This window comes from Pseudoalteromonas sp. SCSIO 43095, from assembly GCF_023650455.1.
GTDB lineage: Bacteria > Pseudomonadota > Gammaproteobacteria > Enterobacterales > Alteromonadaceae > Pseudoalteromonas > Pseudoalteromonas tetraodonis.
The window spans coordinates 600,538-618,922 of the sequence record NZ_CP087995.1; the positions used below are offsets into that span (position 1 = coordinate 600,538).

Annotated in this window: 14 protein-coding genes; 12 read left to right on the forward strand and 2 right to left on the reverse strand. The window is 40.7% G+C overall.

Going from position 1 to position 18,385, the window contains the following annotated elements; all coding sequences use genetic code 11:
- Window positions 1-56: 56 nt before the first annotated feature.
- From lepA to pdxJ, 6 genes are read left to right on the forward strand one after another with little or no spacing between them, the layout of a single operon-like run.
- Complete coding sequence (lepA, locus tag LOC50_RS02785; protein ID WP_250653580.1) at window positions 57-1,844, forward strand: translation elongation factor 4; 1,788 nt, start codon at window positions 57-59, stop codon at window positions 1,842-1,844.
- Between the two features lie 16 nt (window positions 1,845-1,860).
- The gene (gene lepB / locus LOC50_RS02790) at window positions 1,861-2,796 is read left to right on the forward strand and encodes a signal peptidase I (protein WP_013465633.1); all 936 of its coding nucleotides are present in this window, start codon (window positions 1,861-1,863) and stop codon (window positions 2,794-2,796) included.
- A gap of 2 nt (window positions 2,797-2,798) precedes the next feature.
- A complete protein-coding gene (gene rnc / locus LOC50_RS02795) occupies window positions 2,799-3,476 on the forward strand; it encodes a ribonuclease III (protein WP_008466504.1) in 678 nt (225 codons plus the stop codon).
- A complete protein-coding gene (gene era, locus LOC50_RS02800) occupies window positions 3,466-4,398 on the forward strand; it encodes a GTPase Era (protein WP_013465632.1) in 933 nt (310 codons plus the stop codon). The genes rnc and era overlap by 11 nt, the downstream gene beginning before the upstream one ends.
- 22 nt (window positions 4,399-4,420) lie before the next feature.
- Entirely contained in the window at window positions 4,421-5,113 is a 693-nt protein-coding gene (gene recO / locus LOC50_RS02805; protein ID WP_013465631.1) for a DNA repair protein RecO, read from the forward strand.
- Window positions 5,114-5,134: 21 nt separating this feature from the next.
- Window positions 5,135-5,866, forward strand: coding sequence for a pyridoxine 5'-phosphate synthase (gene pdxJ, locus LOC50_RS02810; RefSeq protein ID WP_010387803.1), 732 nt, complete (start codon window positions 5,135-5,137; stop codon window positions 5,864-5,866).
- Window positions 5,867-5,895: 29 nt separating this feature from the next.
- Here pdxJ and barA read toward each other — a convergent pair whose 3' ends face one another.
- Window positions 5,896-8,670, reverse strand: a complete 2,775-nt coding sequence (gene barA / locus LOC50_RS02815) for a two-component sensor histidine kinase BarA (protein WP_250653581.1) — start codon at window positions 8,668-8,670, stop codon at window positions 5,896-5,898.
- Window positions 8,671-8,782: 112 nt separating this feature from the next.
- Here barA and rlmD point away from each other — a divergent pair, with 112 nt between their 5' ends.
- From rlmD to LOC50_RS02845, 6 genes are all read left to right on the forward strand, one after another.
- Window positions 8,783-10,108, forward strand: a complete 1,326-nt coding sequence (gene rlmD / locus LOC50_RS02820) for a 23S rRNA (uracil(1939)-C(5))-methyltransferase RlmD (RefSeq protein WP_138626674.1) — start codon at window positions 8,783-8,785, stop codon at window positions 10,106-10,108.
- An 8-nt stretch (window positions 10,109-10,116) separates the two neighbouring features.
- On the forward strand, window positions 10,117-12,273 hold the full coding sequence (gene relA / locus LOC50_RS02825) for a GTP diphosphokinase (RefSeq protein WP_036981639.1): 2,157 nt from the start codon (window positions 10,117-10,119) through the stop codon (window positions 12,271-12,273).
- Window positions 12,254-13,075, forward strand: a complete 822-nt coding sequence (gene mazG, locus LOC50_RS02830; RefSeq protein WP_036981641.1) for a nucleoside triphosphate pyrophosphohydrolase — start codon at window positions 12,254-12,256, stop codon at window positions 13,073-13,075. The genes relA and mazG overlap by 20 nt, the downstream gene beginning before the upstream one ends.
- 161 nt (window positions 13,076-13,236) lie before the next feature.
- Window positions 13,237-14,871 (forward strand): CTP synthase, encoded by a 1,635-nt coding sequence (pyrG, locus tag LOC50_RS02835; RefSeq protein WP_036981643.1) that lies wholly within the window; start codon window positions 13,237-13,239, stop codon window positions 14,869-14,871.
- 96 nt (window positions 14,872-14,967) lie between these two features.
- A complete protein-coding gene (gene eno, locus LOC50_RS02840; RefSeq protein ID WP_250653582.1) occupies window positions 14,968-16,266 on the forward strand; it encodes a phosphopyruvate hydratase in 1,299 nt (432 codons plus the stop codon).
- 143 nt (window positions 16,267-16,409) lie between these two features.
- Window positions 16,410-17,384, forward strand: a complete 975-nt coding sequence (locus LOC50_RS02845) for a prolyl hydroxylase family protein (protein WP_250653583.1) — start codon at window positions 16,410-16,412, stop codon at window positions 17,382-17,384.
- A gap of 13 nt (window positions 17,385-17,397) precedes the next feature.
- Here the strand turns inward: LOC50_RS02845 and mutH are convergent, their stop codons facing one another.
- A complete protein-coding gene (gene mutH / locus LOC50_RS02850) occupies window positions 17,398-18,069 on the reverse strand; it encodes a DNA mismatch repair endonuclease MutH (protein WP_138627447.1) in 672 nt (223 codons plus the stop codon).
- Window positions 18,070-18,385: the final 316 nt, after the last annotated feature.

The window sequence follows — 18,385 nt, forward strand, 5'->3', positions numbered from 1 at the left end:
AAGTTATTTAGGCATATGACCTTAGTCCTTTAAAATAGAAGTTTAGAATCCAGTTTATGAAGCATATCCGTAATTTTTCGATCATCGCCCACATTGACCATGGTAAATCGACCCTTTCTGACCGTTTGATCCAAGTTTGTGGTGGTTTAACCGACCGTGAAATGCAGAAGCAAGTTCTGGATTCAATGGATATTGAACGTGAACGTGGCATTACCATCAAGGCACAAAGTGTAACCTTAAATTATAAAGCGAATGATGGTGAAACTTACCAGCTTAACTTTATCGACACCCCAGGGCACGTTGACTTTACCTATGAAGTATCGCGTTCGTTAGCGGCTTGTGAAGGGGCACTGCTCGTTGTTGATGCTGGTCAAGGCGTAGAAGCGCAAACATTAGCAAACTGCTACACCGCGATTGAAATGGACTTAGAAGTTATACCGGTACTTAATAAAATTGATTTACCGCAAGCTGATCCATTACGTGTAGCCGAAGAAATTGAAGACATTATTGGTATTGATGCCCTTGATGCTGTGCAATGTAGCGCCAAAACAGGTGTAGGTATTGCTGAAGTACTTGAAATGATCGTTAAAGATGTACCGCCACCAGTTGGTGATAAAGATGCGCCATTACAGGCGCTAATTATCGATTCTTGGTTTGACCCGTACCAAGGCGTTGTATCGCTAGTGCGTATCAAACATGGTGAACTTCGCGCGGGCGACAAAATTAAAATCATGTCAAACGAGAACGTACATACCGCAGATCATGTGGGGATTTTTGCGCCTAAACAAACTAACACCGGTGTTTTACACACTGGTGAAGTAGGCTTTGTTATTGCTGGTATCAAAGAAATACATGGTGCACCGGTGGGTGATACCATTACTCATCAAAAAAATGCGGCACCACTGCGCTTACCTGGTTTTCAAAAAATTAAGCCGCAAGTGTATGCGGGTATGTTCCCAATAGCCTCTGATGATTACGAGTCATTCCGCGATGCCCTAAACAAACTTAGTTTAAACGATGCCTCGTTATTCTTTGAACCAGAAAATTCAACTGCGTTAGGGTTTGGTTTCCGTTGTGGATTCTTGGGCATGCTACACATGGAAATTATCCAAGAGCGTTTAGAGCGTGAATACGACATTGATTTAATCACTACAGCACCAACGGTTATTTACGAGGTAGTGACTAAAGAAGGCACGACACAAATAGATAACCCGTCTGATCTTCCGCCAGTAAACGATATTTTAGAGATACGTGAGCCGGTTGTAGAAGCTAATATTTTAGTTCCACAAGAGTACTTAGGCAGCGTAATCACTTTATGTGTTGATAAGCGCGGTATGCAAACTAAAATGAGTTATCACGGTAAGCAAGTTGCAGTAACGTATGAACTGCCAATGGCCGAAGTGGTAATGGACTTCTTTGATAAGCTAAAATCAACAAGCCGTGGTTTTGCTTCGCTTGATTATAACTTTAAGCATTTCCAAACCTCAGACATGGTGCGTGTAGATATACTTATCAATGGCGAGCGTGTAGATGCGTTGGCTATTATTGTTCACCGCGACAGCGCGCAATCACGCGGTCGTCAGCTTGCTGATGCGTTAAAAGACCTTATACCACGTCAAATGTTTGATATTGCGATTCAGGCAGCGATTGGACAACACGTAATCGCTCGAACGACTGTTAAGCAACTACGTAAAAACGTAATCGCTAAATGTTACGGTGGTGACGTGAGCCGTAAGAAAAAACTACTTCAAAAACAAAAAGATGGTAAAAAGCGAATGAAGCAACTTGGTAACGTTGAAGTGCCTCAAGAAGCGTTCTTAGCCATTTTGAAAGTTGGTAAATAAAAATAAAGGATAATAAATGGCTGGCTACTTTTCAGTTTTATTGGTGTTATTAACTTTAGGCTCAGGTCTAATATGGTTAATTGATCACTTAATGTTTGCCCCTAAAAGGCAGGAACGTTTAGCAATTGCTCAAACCTCTGCCGGTGGTCAACTTGATGAAGAAACCGCAGCATTGATTGCGCCTGAGCCAATGATTACTGAAACAGCAAAGTCGATTTTTCCGATGATTGCTGCTATCACTATTTTTAGATCGTTTATTTTTGAGCCGTTTCAAATCCCATCGGGTTCAATGATGCCCACCTTATTAGTGGGTGATTTTATTTTAGTGCAAAAGTATTCTTATGGGATTAAAGACCCAGTATGGCGCAGCCAATTAGTGGATGTAAGCGAACCAGAGCGTGGCGATATTGTTGTTTTTAAATACCCGTTAGATGAGAGAGTGGACTATATTAAACGTGCTATAGGTTTACCTGGCGATAAAATTGTTTATCGTGATAAGCGTTTATATATTCAACCAAAATGCGAAGAAGGTGAAGTTCAAAAGGGCGCACTTCTTTGTAATGAATTCAATAAAATTGATTTTAAATTAATTAATGATAATGAATTTAAGCAAGGCCCAATGGATTTAGCGCGTTTAAATGAAGATTTAACCACGACTAACCATGACATTTTAATCAACCCAAAATCGCCTGAACGTAAGGGGCGTTACTACCAGCAATTGGGCACACCTGCGGATGAGTGGGTGGTTCCAGCTGATCATTACTTTATGATGGGTGATAATCGCGATAACAGCCAAGATAGTCGCTTTTGGGGCTTTGTACCAAAAGAAAACTTGGTGGGTAAAGCTGTCTTTATATGGATGAGTTTTGAATTTGATAATGGCCCAGATGACATTTTACCAGGATGGGTTCCAACTGGTGTTCGTTTTGAACGCCTAGGTAATATTCAGTAACAATGAAAAAAAATGTAACAGAGTTATACAAAAGAATTGGCTATACATTTGCTGATCAAGGGTTACTTGAGCAAGCAATGACGCATCGCAGCCACAAAGGTCAACATAACGAGCGACTCGAATTTTTGGGCGACTCTATTTTGAGCTTTGTTATTGCCAATGCACTGTACGCTAAATTTCCTAAAGCACGCGAAGGTGATTTAAGCCGAATGCGTTCGACTTTAGTTCGCGGCCAGACGTTAGCTGAATTTGGCCTTGAATTTGAGCTTGGTGATTACCTACGCTTAGGTCCTGGCGAGCTAAAAAGTGGTGGTTTTAGACGTGAGTCGACCCTAGCGGATGCAGTTGAAGCCATTATTGGCGCTGTATTTTTAGATTCAGATATTGATCGCTGCGGCGAGCTTATTTTAGCGTGGTATGAATCACGTTTAGATGCTATTTCACCAGGGCTTAACCAAAAAGATCCTAAGACCCTGCTGCAAGAGTATTTGCAAGCTCGTAAGCTATCATTACCAGGCTACACCGTAGTTGATACTAAAGGTCAGGCACACAATCAAACATTCACGGTTGAATGTATTGTTGATGGAATGGATAGCATTATTTCTGTTGGCAGCTCACGGCGTAAAGCCGAACAAAAAGCGGCCGAAAAAGCATTGAAGATACTTAAAAATGAATCTTGATACCTTAATACAGCCTCATGAAGGCGAGATAGACACATTTTGTGGCATGGTTGCGATTGTTGGCCGTCCTAACGTGGGTAAATCAACACTGCTTAATGAAATTATTGAGCAAAAAGTCAGTATTACCTCACGTAAGCCACAAACCACGCGCCATCGTATTATGGGTATTCATACTGAGGGTAAGCACCAAGCGGTGTACGTCGATACCCCAGGCCTGCACGTTGAAGAAAAGCGTGCTATTAACCGTTTAATGAACCGTGCAGCGTCTAGCTCAATTGGTGATGTTGAGCTGATCATTTTTGTGGTTGAAGGCACTCATTGGAATGCCGATGACGACATGGTACTTAACAAAGTAAGCCAAAGTGGCAAGCCGGTATTGTTAGTTATTAACAAAATTGACCAAGTGAAAGATCGCGACCTTGTACTTCCACATATGAAGTTTTTAGGCGATAAGTTTGATTTTGTCGGTATTATGCCCGTATCTGCGACTCAGGGTAAAAACATTAACCTGATCAAAGAAGAAGTGACTAAGCGCTTACCACCGTGCGAGTTTTACTTTCCTGATGACTACGTAACTGACCGCTCAATGCGCTTTATGGCGGCTGAAGTTATCCGTGAAAAGCTAATGCGCTTTATGGGTGAAGAGTTACCGTATTCAGTGACTGTGGAAATAGAGCAGTTTAAATGGCAAGAAAACGGTATTTGGCATATTAATGGCCTGATACTAGTTGAGCGTGAAACGCAAAAGCGCATGGTAATTGGTAACAAAGGCGAAAAGCTAAAAGTAATCGGCCGTGAAGCGCGTAAAGACTTAGAGGAAATGCTTGAAAATAAAGTGTTTTTAGAACTGTGGGTTAAAGTTAAATCGGGCTGGGCTGACGATGAGCGTGCCTTAAGAAGCTTAGGTTACGGTGAAGATTAACATTTTATACGCAGCATAGTTTATGGACAGCGATTTCTATAAAGCTTATTTATTACATCGGCGTCCATATAGTGACTCGCAAGTAATGCTCGATATGCTAGTAGAAGGCGTTGGCCAGCTTAGAATGCTCGCACGAGTTAGTGGCCGCCAGGCCACTAAATACAAAGCCCAACTCCAACCATTTCAAGCCTTACTCGTCCATTACAATGGCAAATACGATTTAAAGTACATCAATAAATTTGAGCTTCATGGTAATCCGTTATTTTTAACCGGTGATAAGCTTTACTGTGGCTTTTATTTAAATGAATTAACCAACCGAATTGTGCCGATTAATGAACCCATTGATCAGGTTTTTCAACTTTATAAAACTCACTTAGAAAACCTTAATAGCGGGACTGACATGCAAGCAGTGCTGCGCTCTTATGAGTTTCAATTGCTAGAGCTACTAGGTTATGGGGTTGATTTTAGTTTTGATGCGGATGGTGAGCCAATTGATGACACGCAAACGTATAGCTACTTTGCAGAAGTGGGCTTTGCGGTGCAACACGACTCGCGTTCTGGGTTTACTGGTTCACAACTCAATGCCATAGCAAATCATGACTTTAGCCAAGCGGATGTGTTATATATGGCAAAGCAATTAAGTCGTTATTTATTAAAACCATTGTTGGGCAACAAGCCATTAAAAAGTCGTGAATTATTTACGGCCTCTCAATAAACAAATTTCACAGGTACAAAAATGAAAGATATTCTTCTAGGCGTGAACGTAGATCATATTGCAACGCTTCGCCAAGCACGAGGCACTTCTTATCCTGATCCTGCTCATGCAGCCAGTGTTGCAGAGCATGCCGGTGCTGATGGCATTACTATTCATTTACGCGAAGACCGCAGACACATTCAAGACCGCGATGTGTATGTAATGGCTAAAACCATTCAAACACGTATGAACCTTGAAACCGCAGTAACCGATGAAATGATTGCTATTGCACTTGAGGTTAAGCCTGAATATGTATGTTTAGTACCTGAAAAACGTGAAGAGCTTACTACCGAAGGCGGCTTAGATGTAGCGGGTAATATTGATAAAATAGCCGCAGCGACTAAAACTTTAACGCAAGCCGGTATTAAAGTGTCACTGTTTATAGATGCCGATAAAGCGCAGTTGGACGCTGCAAAAGCCTGTGGTGCGCCTTATGTTGAAATTCATACTGGGGCGTATGCTGATGCCACCAACGATGAAGACACGGCCAAAGAGCTTGAGCACATTCGCCAAGGCGTGAAATACGCAGCCAGTATTGGTTTGATTGTTAATGCTGGCCATGGTCTGCATTATCACAATGTAAAACCAATTGCAGCGATGCCAGAGATTTATGAGCTAAACATTGGCCACGCTATTATTGCCCGCGCAGCCATTGACGGTTTAGATAAAGCGGTTCGTGACATGAAACGCTTAATGCTTGAAGCTCGCGCGTAGAGTTATAATTAACAATATTAAAGACGAGCTTATTTATTAGTGATATCAATGTTGGCATCAACAAGTAAGTTTTCAAGCTCGTCTTGCAACTCAAATAACTCGGGCTCAATATTCTCAAGCGTACATTCATTTTTAAGTGATGTTTCGATCGTTTCAGCCAATGCTTTTAATTTTGGTACACCTGTATAGCAGCATGCGCCATGAAATTTATGGATAACGCTAAGTACTTGAGGGCAATCTTCGCTGCTTATTGCTTGATTTAGTAAGTTCAGGGTTTCGGGCACGCTTAGCAGTAACATATTAAGCATTTCGTTGGCTAATTCTGCTTTACCGCCTGCACGTTGCAATGCCAGCGTCCAATCAAGGCGAGTGCTATCAAAAGGGGCAGGGCTATGTTCAAATGTGCTTTTTGACTTATCACGACTCACTGGTAATTGTGGGCTATGATCGCAAATAATCTGGTTTAGCATATCTTCATCGATGGGCTTAGTTAAATAACCTTCAAAACCATCTTTTAATAACTGTTCTTTTTCACTATTAAGTGCATGCGCCGTCACGGCAATAATAGGCGTATCTTCATTCAAAGATGACTCTTTAATGAGTTTACAGGCTGTAATACCATCCATTATAGGCATTTGAATATCCATAAAAATCACATCATATTTATGGCTTTTGCTTAAACTATACGCTTGTGACCCATTATGTGCGGTATCAATTAATTCAACTTGCTCGTTGAGTAGGGTGTAAATTAATTTTAAATTAGCGTCATTATCATCCACCACTAACACTTTTAGCGGCAGCAGGGTTTGTTCATGCTGTTCTATATTATGTGCCGGATGGTCGAGTCGATAAGGCGCAGCTAATAACTCACATAGCTTTCGGTGATTAAGAGGTTTACTCAAACAGGCGTCAGCGCCGCTGCCGATGAAGGCTTCGCGCATGTTGTGTGATACAGTATTAAGCATTAAATATAAATAATCGGTTGATTCCCTAACCGCTTTTACATAGCTTTTTAAACGCTGCATATCGTCAACTGATGCCATGTGACCAATAAGACAAATATCAAAATTGATCTCTGAATTTTTTATGCACTCTAAAAATTCGGTTTCGTTATAGCAAGGAGTGACACTGACTTTCCACTCTTGTAATAATGAGGCAACGGCGTGATGAGTATGCTTATGCGACTCAAAATAAAGAACACGTTTACCAATTAATGACTGGGTAGGCAAATCGTTGATAAATACATGATTTGGTAATCTAAATACACCATTAAAGGTAAAACAAGTTCCGCTACCAGGGGCTGAATTTAAAGTAATACGGCCGCTCATTGCTTCAACGATATGTTTAGTAATAATAAGCCCTAAGCCGGTACCGCCAAATTTGCGGGTAATACTGGAGTCGGCTTGACCAAAGGCGGTGAATAGCGCGTCTTGTTTATCTGCTGGAATACCTACCCCAGTATCTGCGACTGACACTAAGACAGAGGTGCGCTCTTCATCAAGCAAACGATGGCTAATATCGACTTTTATCGCGCCTTTTTCAGTAAATTTAATCGCGTTACTTAATAAGTTAATCAGCACTTGTTTAAACCGTGTGGGGTCGCCGGTTAAGTGGTCAGGCACCTGAGGGTTAATATAAATAGAAAGCTCAAGTTGTTTGTCGTGTGCGCTAGGTGCTAGTAATGTCATTACTTCGTTTACGCTATCGCGCAGTTGAAACTGAATAGACTCAAGCTCCATGGCTCCTGCTTCTAACTTGGAGAAATCTAATATGTCACTAATAATAGTCATTAAGCTGTTAGCCGAAAGCTCTATGGTATCAAGGTAATCTTTTTGGTTTTTATTCAGAGGCGTTTTATAAAGCTGACGGGTAAATCCAATAACCCCGTTAAGTGGGGTGCGTAACTCATGACTCATTTTAGCTAAAAAGTCAGATTTAACACGGTTAGCATCCTGTGCTTCTTTTTTAGCCATGGTGAGCTGGATATTTTGTGTTTCGTATTGTTCAAGCGTTTCGCGGTAATCGCTGGTTGCTTGATCAATATTTTTTTGCATTTCATCTTTTTGCATCACCATAGAATGCGAGATGGTATTGAGCCCCTCACGTAATAACTCAAACTCGCCATTCATGGGTTCAGTTAATCCGGTTTGTCTTTTACCTTCAATTAGTCTGTCGGTAGCAAGTACTAACTTATTAAGTGGGGTCATAAACATCCGACTAAGTCTTAGCGCTAAAATAGCGGCTAATACTAAGGCGAGAATAATAATAATACCGCTGACCAATAATGCACGTTGTTGGCCAATAACAGCTTTGTCGCGGTTAAGCTGAATCACAACGGTGCCCAACGAGGTTTGGAACTCAGAAGTATTCCAGTCGCTATTGAGGGTTGTATGGTTAATGATAGGGGTGAAAAAGGTTACTAAGTCTTCACTTTGCTGAACATAGGTGGCTTTAAAGCCATTTAATTGCGTTTGCTCAATTAAAGTGTCGAATGAGCGATGATAATTACTGGTTATAATAAGTTGGTTGTTATCATTAAAGATGGCAATCGATTTAATCGAAGGGGAGTGTTTGTTGTGTGTATAGCGAATTATGCGATTAAGCAGTTTTTTATTTTTTTCCAGTAAAGGCTGTTCAAGTGCAATAGCCAGAGGTTCAGCAATCGTTGTGCCTTGTTGATATAAAATTTCATCAAGCTCAATGTAACGATTTATTGTAAAATAACCACCTAGTAATAGCCCGATGATCACTGTGGGGATCAGGGTGAGTGTTAAAACAGAATCGCGCAAGCCTAGTTTGGTCATAATCTGAGCATTATTATCATTTTTTATTGAATGTGAGTATATACATACTCATAGTTATTCTCAAAGTATCTAGGTAGAGACGTGATTCATCAACCTTTTAAGGTAATGCCTAATGGCACAAATATTTAAAGCAAAGAAAAAACCACTTCAACAGCAATCACTTGAACTTGATATAACGGCAATGGATCACCACGGACGTGGTATTGCTAAGTACAACAATAAAGTGTGTTTTGTCAGTGGGGCATTACCTGATGAGCGAGTAAAAGCCAAGTTAGTTGATGATAAAGCACGTTACAGCCAAGCTGACACGCTTAAAATACTCAAAGCCAGTGAATATCGCACCACACCCATTTGTGAACATTACAGCCAATGCGGTGGTTGTCAGTTACAGCATTTAGATGCCACACAACAAGTCGTTGAAAAGCAAGCGGCGGTAAATCAATTATTTGCCAAGTTTGCAAAATTAACTGATTTGAACTGGCAGGCTCCGCTGCTAAGCCAAGCAACGCATTACCGACGTAGTGCCCGCATTGCCGTAATGTTCGACAAAGCAGCAAAAAAAATGCGGGTAGGCTATAGAGCACGTGGCTCTAAAAGTATTGTTAGCATTAATCATTGCCCAGTATTAAGTGACGTATTTGCAGAGGTATTTAGCGTATTTGATAACATAATTAATCATAATAAGGCGCTGCACAGTATAAGTCATTTGCAGTTATGCGCTGCAGATGAGCAACACTTTATTGTTATTCGTCATACAAAAGCTATTTCGCCCACAGATAAAGCGTTTGTTGAGCAAAGTGTCTCGGCGCATCATTGGCAATTAGTGTGGCAAAGTGATAGCGATACCATTGATCATGCCCACTTAGCGATGCCATTTTATAAGCTTGATCAGTTAGATATAAAATTTGAATTTGGACTAAATAACTTTATTCAGGTCAATGCGAGTGTAAATCAGGCAATGTTAATTCAAGCGGCGAGCTGGTTAGCATTACAAGGTGATGAAAATGTACTGGATTTATTTTGTGGTATTGGTAACTTCTCTTTAGTGTTAGCAAAGCAGGCTAAAACAGTAACAGGAATTGAAGGCGTTACTTCGGCGGTTGCATTAGCGACGCAAAATGCGCACACTAACTCTATTACAAATACCCAATTTCATTGTTTTGATTTAACCACGAGTATTAAAAAAGCGCCGTGGTTTAATAAAGAGTTAGATATTTTAGTACTCGACCCCTCTCGCACTGGTGCTATGGCAGTTTTAGAGCAGCTTCCATTAATGCAGTTTAGAGCGATTTTATATGTCTCTTGCGACCCTGTTACTTTAGCCCGTGACAGCGCTATTATTTCGCAAGCCGGCTTTGAACTTAATAAAATAGGGCTAATGAATATGTTCCCTCATACAGGGCATATCGAAACTATGGCGTTATTTCAACGGAGGTAAAGCGCATTATGGTAGCGACACGTCAATCTCATCAACATGACAAAGCGGGTGATTTTTTTTCACGCGTAGAATCTCTTGATTTGTCTCAGGAAAAAATTAGCTTACTCAATAAAGCACAGCAACTTTGCCAAACTTGCGATAATAGCGAGCGCCAAAATACCGCCATAGAGATGGTGGAGATTTTGGTTGAGCTAAATTTAGATGCTGACTCGTTAGCCACCGCCTATTTAACCCCTTATTATTTAAATGATGTAGTGAGCATTGACGCTGTCGAAGAGCATTTAGGAAATCATGTTGCGGTGTTATTAACGGGTGTGTCGCAAATGGCCACCATAAGTACGTTAGCTCATCAAGGCAATGGTACCGTGCAGGTCGATAATATTCGCCGTATGTTGCTTGCTATGGTGGAAGATGTGCGTGCCGTGGTGATTAAATTAGCCGAACAGGTGTGCCATTTACGCAACGTAAAAGATGCCGCTGAAGAAGAGCGAGTGATTGCAGCCAAAGAGACTGCGGATATATTTGCACCGCTTGCTAATCGCCTTGGTATTGGCCAATTAAAGTGGGAGCTAGAGGATTTAGCCTTTCGCTATTTACACCCAGATATTTATAAAAATATAGCTAAACAACTTGATGATAAGCGCCTTGCCCGTGAAGCGTATATGGCTGATATGGTTGAGCAAGTAAAACAGCGCCTACATGAAGCGGGTATTAAAGCCGAGGTATACGGCAGGCCAAAACATATCTACAGCATTTATAAAAAAATGGTGAAAAAGAACTACGAGTTTGATCAGCTGTTTGACATACGCGCGATGCGAATTGTGGTTGAGCGCCTGCAAGATTGCTACGGTGCCCTAGGCATAGTGCACACTAATTGGCGCCATTTAAATAAAGAATTTGACGATTACGTTGCGACCCCAAAACAAAATGGCTATCAATCTATTCATACCGTAGTATTTGGCCCCGAAGGTAAAACTGTTGAGATTCAGATCCGAACGCACGACATGCATCAAGATGCAGAGCTGGGCGTTGCCGCACATTGGATGTACAAAGAAGGTGCGTTACCAGGGCGTGGTTCAGGTTATGAGCAAAAAATTAGCTGGTTGCGTAAGTTACTGCAATGGCAAGAAGAAGTGGTTGATGGCAGCGATTTAGCGCAAGAGCTTAAAAATCAAGTGGTTGAAGACCGCGTCTATGTGTTTACTCCACGTGGAGACATTTTTGACTTACCACTAGGAGCAACACCTCTTGATTTTGCTTACTACATTCACTCCAATGTAGGGCATCGGTGTATTGGTGCAAAAGTATTTGGCAAAATAGTGCCGTTTACTCATCAATTAAGTACCGGCGATCAAGTTGAAATACTGACCCAAAAGCAGCCGAACCCAAGTCGTGATTGGCTAAATCCGTCGTTAGGTTACATTAAGTCTTCTCGCGCTAGAGCCAAAATACATCATTGGTTTAAACAGCTCGACCGCGATAAAAACTTAAGTGCGGGTAAAGAAATCCTTGATAACGAATTACAAAAATTAGAGCTAACTTATAAAGATTTAGATCCTGCTATAAAGCGTTTTAATTTTAGAGAGCTTGATGACTTAATGGTCGCCATTGGCGCAGGCGATATTCGCCTTAACCAAATGCTTAACTTTATTACCGACAGAACAGAGCATGAGCCGGTAATTCGTTTCAAATCGCCTAGTAAAGTGACTGGTGACAAAAACGGTATTGTGGTGGATGGGGTCGGTAGTTTAATGAGCCATGTTGCTCGTTGTTGTCGCCCAGTACCTGGTGATGAAATCATTGGGTATATTACCCAAGGCCGTGGCATTGCCGTGCATCGTGAGGATTGTGACTCGTTTAGTAATTTAAAAAACAAGCACCCAGAGCGCGTTATTTCAGTAAGTTGGTCAGATGATATTAGCAGCTCCTACGCGTTAACTATTCGTATTGAAGCCAGCGATCGGTCTGGGTTAATTCGTGATATTAGTTCTGCTTTGGCGAATGAAAAAGTCAATGTGCTCAATATGAATGTCAACACGGTTGATAGCACTCAAACGGCTATTTTTGTGATGCAAATAGAAGTGCATGACTTACAGGGCACCAATAAAGTGCTTTCTAAGTTACACCAGATAGAAGGGGTGCACAGTGCAAAACGAGGGCAGTAATCAGGCTAATAATGAGGCTTTAAGCCAACTGCTGGAAATAATGCAAACACTGAGAAACCCTGAGAGCGGATGCCCTTGGGATCTCAAGCAAACGTTTGCGTCAATCGTGCCTCATACTCTTGAAGAGGCCTATGAAGTGGCTGATTGTATTGAAACGAATAATTTAAGCGATTTAAAAAATGAGTTAGGCGACTTACTATTTCAAATTGTGTTTTATGCGCAATTAGCACAAGAGCAGCAATTATTTAATTTTAACGATGTAGTGGCACAGTTAAATGAAAAGCTGGTGCGTCGTCATCCGCATGTATTTTCAGCGCAAGACACACCTAAAACCGATGCCGAATTAGCTGCGCAGTGGCAAGCAATAAAAGCACAAGAGCGTGCAGCTAAACCCCAAGGTCAAAGCTCGTCACTTTGGCAAGATATACCAAACAGTTTACCTAGCTTAACAAAAGCTAAAAAAATTCAGCAACGGGTCGCTGCGTTAGGGTTTGATTGGCCGACTTATCACGGCGCGATTGACAAAGTGAGTGAAGAGGTTGAGGAAGTAAAAGAAGCCTTAGCTCATAACCCTTACTCAGATCATACAGCAGAAGAGCTAGGTGATTTGTTATTTGCTACCGTGAATGTAGCGCGCCATGTTAAACGTGACCCAGAGCAATTGCTTCGCAGTGCGAACGATAAGTTTTCTGCACGATTTGAAAAGGTGCAAAACTACTTAATTGCACAGGGTAAATGTATTGAGTCTGCGTCTTTAGAGGAAATGGATGCAGCATGGGATGCGATAAAAAAAATTAAATAAATAGGGACATAAAAAATGTCTGTTTTTTGTGCACAGATTTGCTATTTTTAGCTGGATTGCTTAGCTATGTTTTGGTACAATTTCGCCCCGTCTTGTTTATATTCCAAAATCACTTGTTTGGGTATTATATTCCTTTTAATTCCTGATATTCTAGGGTTCGCATGAGTACAAAATTTATCTTCGTTACTGGCGGAGTTGTTTCTTCGTTGGGTAAAGGTATTGCAGCAGCATCGTTGGCCGCTATTTTAGAAGCCCGTGGCTTAGATGTTACCATTTTAAAGCTGGATCCTTACATCAACGTTGACCCAGGCACAATGAGCCCAATTCAACACGGTGAAGTATACGTTACCGAAGACGGCGCAGAAACGGACCTTGATTTAGGTCACTACGAACGTTTTATTCGCACCAAAATGACCAGCCGTAATAACTTTACGCAAGGGCGCGTATATGAAGATGTACTACGTCGTGAAAGACGTGGCGAATATCTTGGCGCAACAATTCAGGTTATTCCTCATATCACTAATGATATTAAGCAACGTGTTTATGATGGCGCAGAAGGCTATGATATAGCAATCGTTGAAATTGGTGGTACGGTAGGTGATATTGAGTCACAACCATTTATCGAAGCTATTCGTCAAATGGGCACAGAGATTGGTCGTGAACGTGCGCTATTTATTCACTTAACGCTAGTGCCATTCTTAGGCCCTGCCGGTGAAGTGAAAACAAAACCAACTCAGCACTCAGTTAAAGAGTTACGCTCAGTCGGTATTCAACCAGATATTCTTATTTGTCGCTCAGACCGTAAGCTGCCAAATAACGAGCGTGCAAAAATTGCATTATTCACAAACGTTGAAGAAAAAGCCGTTATTTCACTGCCTGACGTAGACAGTATTTATAAAATCCCTGCGTTATTAAAGTCGCAAGAGTTAGACAACTTTGTATGTCGTCGTTTCCATTTAGACGCGCCTGAGGCTGATTTAGCTGAGTGGGAACAAGTATTGTATCAAGAGTCTAACCCAACGGGTGAAGTGACAATTGGTATGGTTGGTAAATACATTGAATTACCGGATGCATACAAATCAGTAAACGAAGCATTAAAACATGCGGGACTAAAAAATCGTTTAACTATTAATATTCAATACGTTGATTCACAAGACTTAGAAACTAAAGGAACCGATATTCTTTCTCGTTTAGATGCTATTTTAGTGCCAGGTGGTTTTGGTGGTCGTGGTGTTGAAGGTAAGATTTTAGCGGCTAAATATGCTCGTGAAAACAAAGTGCCTTACTTAGGTATTTGTTTAGGTATGCAGGTTGCGTTAATTGAATACGCACGAAATGTTGCCGGTTTAACTGATGCAAACTCAACGGAATTTAATGCAAATTCAGAGGCTCCAGTGGTTGGTTTAATCACTGAGTGGCTAGACGCTGAGGGTAACGTAGAAGTACGTGATGAAAAGTCTGATTTAGGTGGCACAATGCGTTTAGGCGCACAAAAATGCCATTTAACGCCTGGCTCTAAAGTACACGAAGTGTATGGCAGCGACGAAATTGTTGAGCGTCACCGTCACCGTTACGAAGTTAATAACAACTTCGTTGCACAGCTTGAACAAGCAGGTTTAAGCTTTACTGGTTTATCTGAAGATAAAAAGCTAGTAGAGATTATTGAAAATAAAGATCACCCTTGGTTTATTGCAGCGCAATTCCACCCGGAATTCACTTCAACGCCACGCGATGGTCATCCGCTATTTGAAGGGTTTGTAGCTGCGGCTCATACCTACCAAAAAGCGTCTTCGTAATTTAAAAAAGGCTGTGCATATTGCGCGGCCTTTTTTGTTTCTAAGGCTGGCCAAGGTTAGCCGTACTCACCATTTTGGGAATATAGAGGAATCAAGATGTCAGAAATCGTAAAAGTAATCGGTCGTGAAATTATGGACTCGCGTGGTAACCCAACTGTAGAAGCTGAGGTATATTTAGCTGATGGTTCATGGGGCCGTGCTGCTGCACCATCAGGTGCATCTACAGGAACTCGCGAAGCATTAGAATTACGTGATGGTGATAAAACTCGTTATTTAGGTAAAGGCGTATTAAAAGCGGTAGGTTTCATTAATAATGAAATTGCAGCGGCTTTGAAAGGTCAAAATGCACTTGCTCAAAGTGATGTAGACCAAGTAATGCTTGATTTAGATGGTACTGAAAATAAAGAAAAACTAGGTGCTAATGCTATTTTAGCGGTTTCACTTGCTAACGCAAAAGCGGCTGCACAATCTAAAAAAGTAGAGCTATACGAGCACATTGCTGACTTAAATGGCACGCCAGGTGTTTACTCTATGCCACTACCAATGATGAACATCATCAACGGCGGTGAGCACGCTGATAACTCAGTAGATATTCAAGAATTTATGGTTCAGCCAGTTGGTGCTGCTAATTTCCGTGAAGCACTGCGTATGGGTGCTGAAGTATTTCACAGCCTTGCAAAAGTGCTTAAAGCGGATGGTCATTCAACAGCTGTTGGTGACGAAGGCGGTTTTGCACCAAACCTTGCATCAAACGAAGCAGCACTTGCAGCAATTAAAGTGGCTATTGCAAATGCCGGTTATGAGCTTGGTAAAGATATTACGCTTGCACTTGATTGTGCTGCCTCTGAGTTTTATGACAAAGAAGCAAATATCTACGACCTTAAAGGTGAAGGTAAAAAGTTTACCTCTGAAGAGTTTAACTACTTCTTAAAAGACTTAACTGAGCAATACCCAATTGTATCAATTGAAGATGGCTTAGATGAGTCTGATTGGGATGGCTTTGCACATCAAACTAAATTAATGGGCGATAAAGTTCAATTAGTGGGTGATGACTTATTCGTAACCAATACTAAGATTTTAAAACGTGGTATCGACAATGGTATTGCTAACTCAATCTTAATTAAATTTAACCAAATTGGTTCACTAACAGAAACGTTAGCGGCAATCAAAATGGCGAAAGATGCTGGTTTTACAGTGGTTATTTCTCATCGCTCTGGTGAAACTGAAGATGCAACCATTGCTGATTTAGCGGTTGGTACAGCTGCAGGCCAGATCAAAACAGGTTCATTAAGCCGTTCAGACCGTGTTGCTAAGTACAACCAATTGCTTCGTATTGAAGAGCAATTAGGCGCTAAAGCACTGTACAATGGTTTAAAAGAAGTTAAAGGTCAGTAATTCTTTAATTTGTTTAAAATTATAAAAATCCTCGCTTATGCGGGGATTTTTAATCATAAATGCAAATATAACAGGTGGGTGGTTTATTGTTTGTAAATTTATTGTTACTTTAGGAGCGTATTAAAAATAACAATAAAATGATTATGAAAAATAACTATGTTACTCACCTCATAAATGCCAAATATCATGGCACGCTTCCTCCAAAACAAGAAATAGTGTCTTTTGCGCTAACAGCTCCTGAATTTGTTCACTATTGGTTATGTCATGCGGTTTCATCATCAACTTCTTCTCAGGAGCTAGCCATTGTTTTATGCTTAGCTAAGTATCATAAAATTGAAGCTCTTAAGGTTTTATCTCACTTTTGGCCAATCCGAACTGCTGATCCGCAAGTAACAATTAACTTTGAAAAACATATATCAGGCCTTCCTAAGACTATACAGCAGGGTATTGAAACCGATTTAATAGGGTTGTGGAGTAGCTTAATTATACCATTGCATATTCAATCCTCTGAACAATCATTACCTGTGACAACATTAGAAACGCAACTAACGAATGAATTAGCGCAGGAGATTATAAAGCTTGCTAATAATAATTTAAATTTAGCTGGGGTGTATGCTGAAAACTCTACAAGACAAAAAGTTATAGACATCAGAGACAATGAGCAGCTTATAACACAATTACCAGTCGATAATATTTTAATAGCTATATTACAGCGCATCATATGTTCAGACGACTATGCTGACTTAGCATATGCTGAGCCTATGATTATTTATCGTTATACTCAAGGTCAGCAATACAAATGGCACTATGATTTTATTACACCTTCAAATGGAAATGCTAAAAAAGAACTTAATTTTTTTGGTCAAAGACAGCGAACACGTATTATAAATTTAAATGACGGATTTGAAGGTGGAGAAACCGCCTTTAAAGACTGGAATGTAAGTGTTAAAGCTAAGCAAGGACAAGTGATTAAATTTAATAATATGATTGGTAATCAGGTAGATAAAAACTCAGTACATAGTGGAAAGCCCGTATTATTAGGTGAAAAGTGGATTTGTACGCTTTGGATGCGAGAAAAACCTTTTTGGTTACGCGAATCTATTTGGTGCAAAAATTAATACCGACAAATAATTACAACTGAAACTGCTGTTTTAATATCTCTTTTGTAAAACTGGTTTTTAAATAAAAGCCACGGGGCAGGGTTTGTATAATTTGTCCGTTCGGGCCTATGGCATCGGTAACTACTTTGCTATTAGCAGCTTTTGGCCGTATTTGCATGGCGTCGCCTAAATGCCCTGATATTTCATCTACCCGACCAAGCGCTATAAGCTCCATTTGCTCTTCCCAGTCTCGCTGTAATTGCGCATCTTGCGCGGGGGAGGGTTGCCACAAAAAGCCACTGCCTATGGTTCTATCAAACGGGGCGATATTGCGCTCACTTAAAATAGGTAACCATAAAACATGATTCAACTTTTTACGTACGCTACTTGTGTGCCAGGTCATGCCAGTTACATTCATTAGTGGGGTAACCGACACAAAGGTGGTTTCTAGCGGTTTACCTTTATATGAAATGGGCAATGTTTTGAGCTCTATACCTAAATCTTCAAAGTCGGGTAGCGGTTTTGAACCGGCCGTTGCGCCTAAAACATACTCTATCAGTTGACCTGTCCAGCCTTTTTCACGCAATAAATCATCTGGCGTTTTAAAGTGGTACTGCTGTGCAAGTTGTCCTAGTGTGAGTCCTGCAATAGCATCGACACGTTGCATTAATTGATTGATTGAATGAGGTTTTAAAGGTTGCATACTGTTTATTTTAGTTGAATAAATACCAGTGTCATGATAGCAAATTAGGGTGTTAGTGGATATCTTTAGCGGTTGGTTGAATTTTGTTCGCACTGTGCGTGGTGCAATTTTATGCGCTGTTTTAAAACGCTAAATTTAACTAAGCAACTGAAATGTATTGTTTTTTTTGTTTTTAGTGTTCAGTTTTAATTAAGGTCTATATTTGTTGTAAGGATAAATACAGATGTATAAACATGTTTATCCACAGATTCTGTGGAGAACATCACCTTTTAGATCTTGTATTGTGGATTTGTTTGCTAAATGAGCGTGTTTTACA

Bases quoted from the DNA above. Each gene is read 5' to 3' on its own strand.
- rlmD (WP_138626674.1), top strand. From the start codon at position 8,783: ATGGCACAAATATTTAAAGCAAAGAAAAAACCACTTCAACAGCAATCA.
- barA (WP_250653581.1), bottom strand. From the start codon at position 8,670: ATGACCAAACTAGGCTTGCGCGATTCTGTTTTAACACTCACCCTGATC.
- pdxJ (WP_010387803.1), top strand. From the start codon at position 5,135: ATGAAAGATATTCTTCTAGGCGTGAACGTAGATCATATTGCAACGCTT.
- relA (WP_036981639.1), top strand. From the start codon at position 10,117: ATGGTAGCGACACGTCAATCTCATCAACATGACAAAGCGGGTGATTTT.
- LOC50_RS02845 (WP_250653583.1), top strand. From the start codon at position 16,410: ATGAAAAATAACTATGTTACTCACCTCATAAATGCCAAATATCATGGC.
- pyrG (WP_036981643.1), top strand. From the start codon at position 13,237: ATGAGTACAAAATTTATCTTCGTTACTGGCGGAGTTGTTTCTTCGTTG.
- rnc (WP_008466504.1), top strand. From the start codon at position 2,799: ATGAAAAAAAATGTAACAGAGTTATACAAAAGAATTGGCTATACATTT.
- era (WP_013465632.1), top strand. From the start codon at position 3,466: ATGAATCTTGATACCTTAATACAGCCTCATGAAGGCGAGATAGACACA.
- eno (WP_250653582.1), top strand. From the start codon at position 14,968: ATGTCAGAAATCGTAAAAGTAATCGGTCGTGAAATTATGGACTCGCGT.
- lepA (WP_250653580.1), top strand. From the start codon at position 57: ATGAAGCATATCCGTAATTTTTCGATCATCGCCCACATTGACCATGGT.
- recO (WP_013465631.1), top strand. From the start codon at position 4,421: ATGGACAGCGATTTCTATAAAGCTTATTTATTACATCGGCGTCCATAT.
- mutH (WP_138627447.1), bottom strand. From the start codon at position 18,069: ATGCAACCTTTAAAACCTCATTCAATCAATCAATTAATGCAACGTGTC.
- lepB (WP_013465633.1), top strand. From the start codon at position 1,861: ATGGCTGGCTACTTTTCAGTTTTATTGGTGTTATTAACTTTAGGCTCA.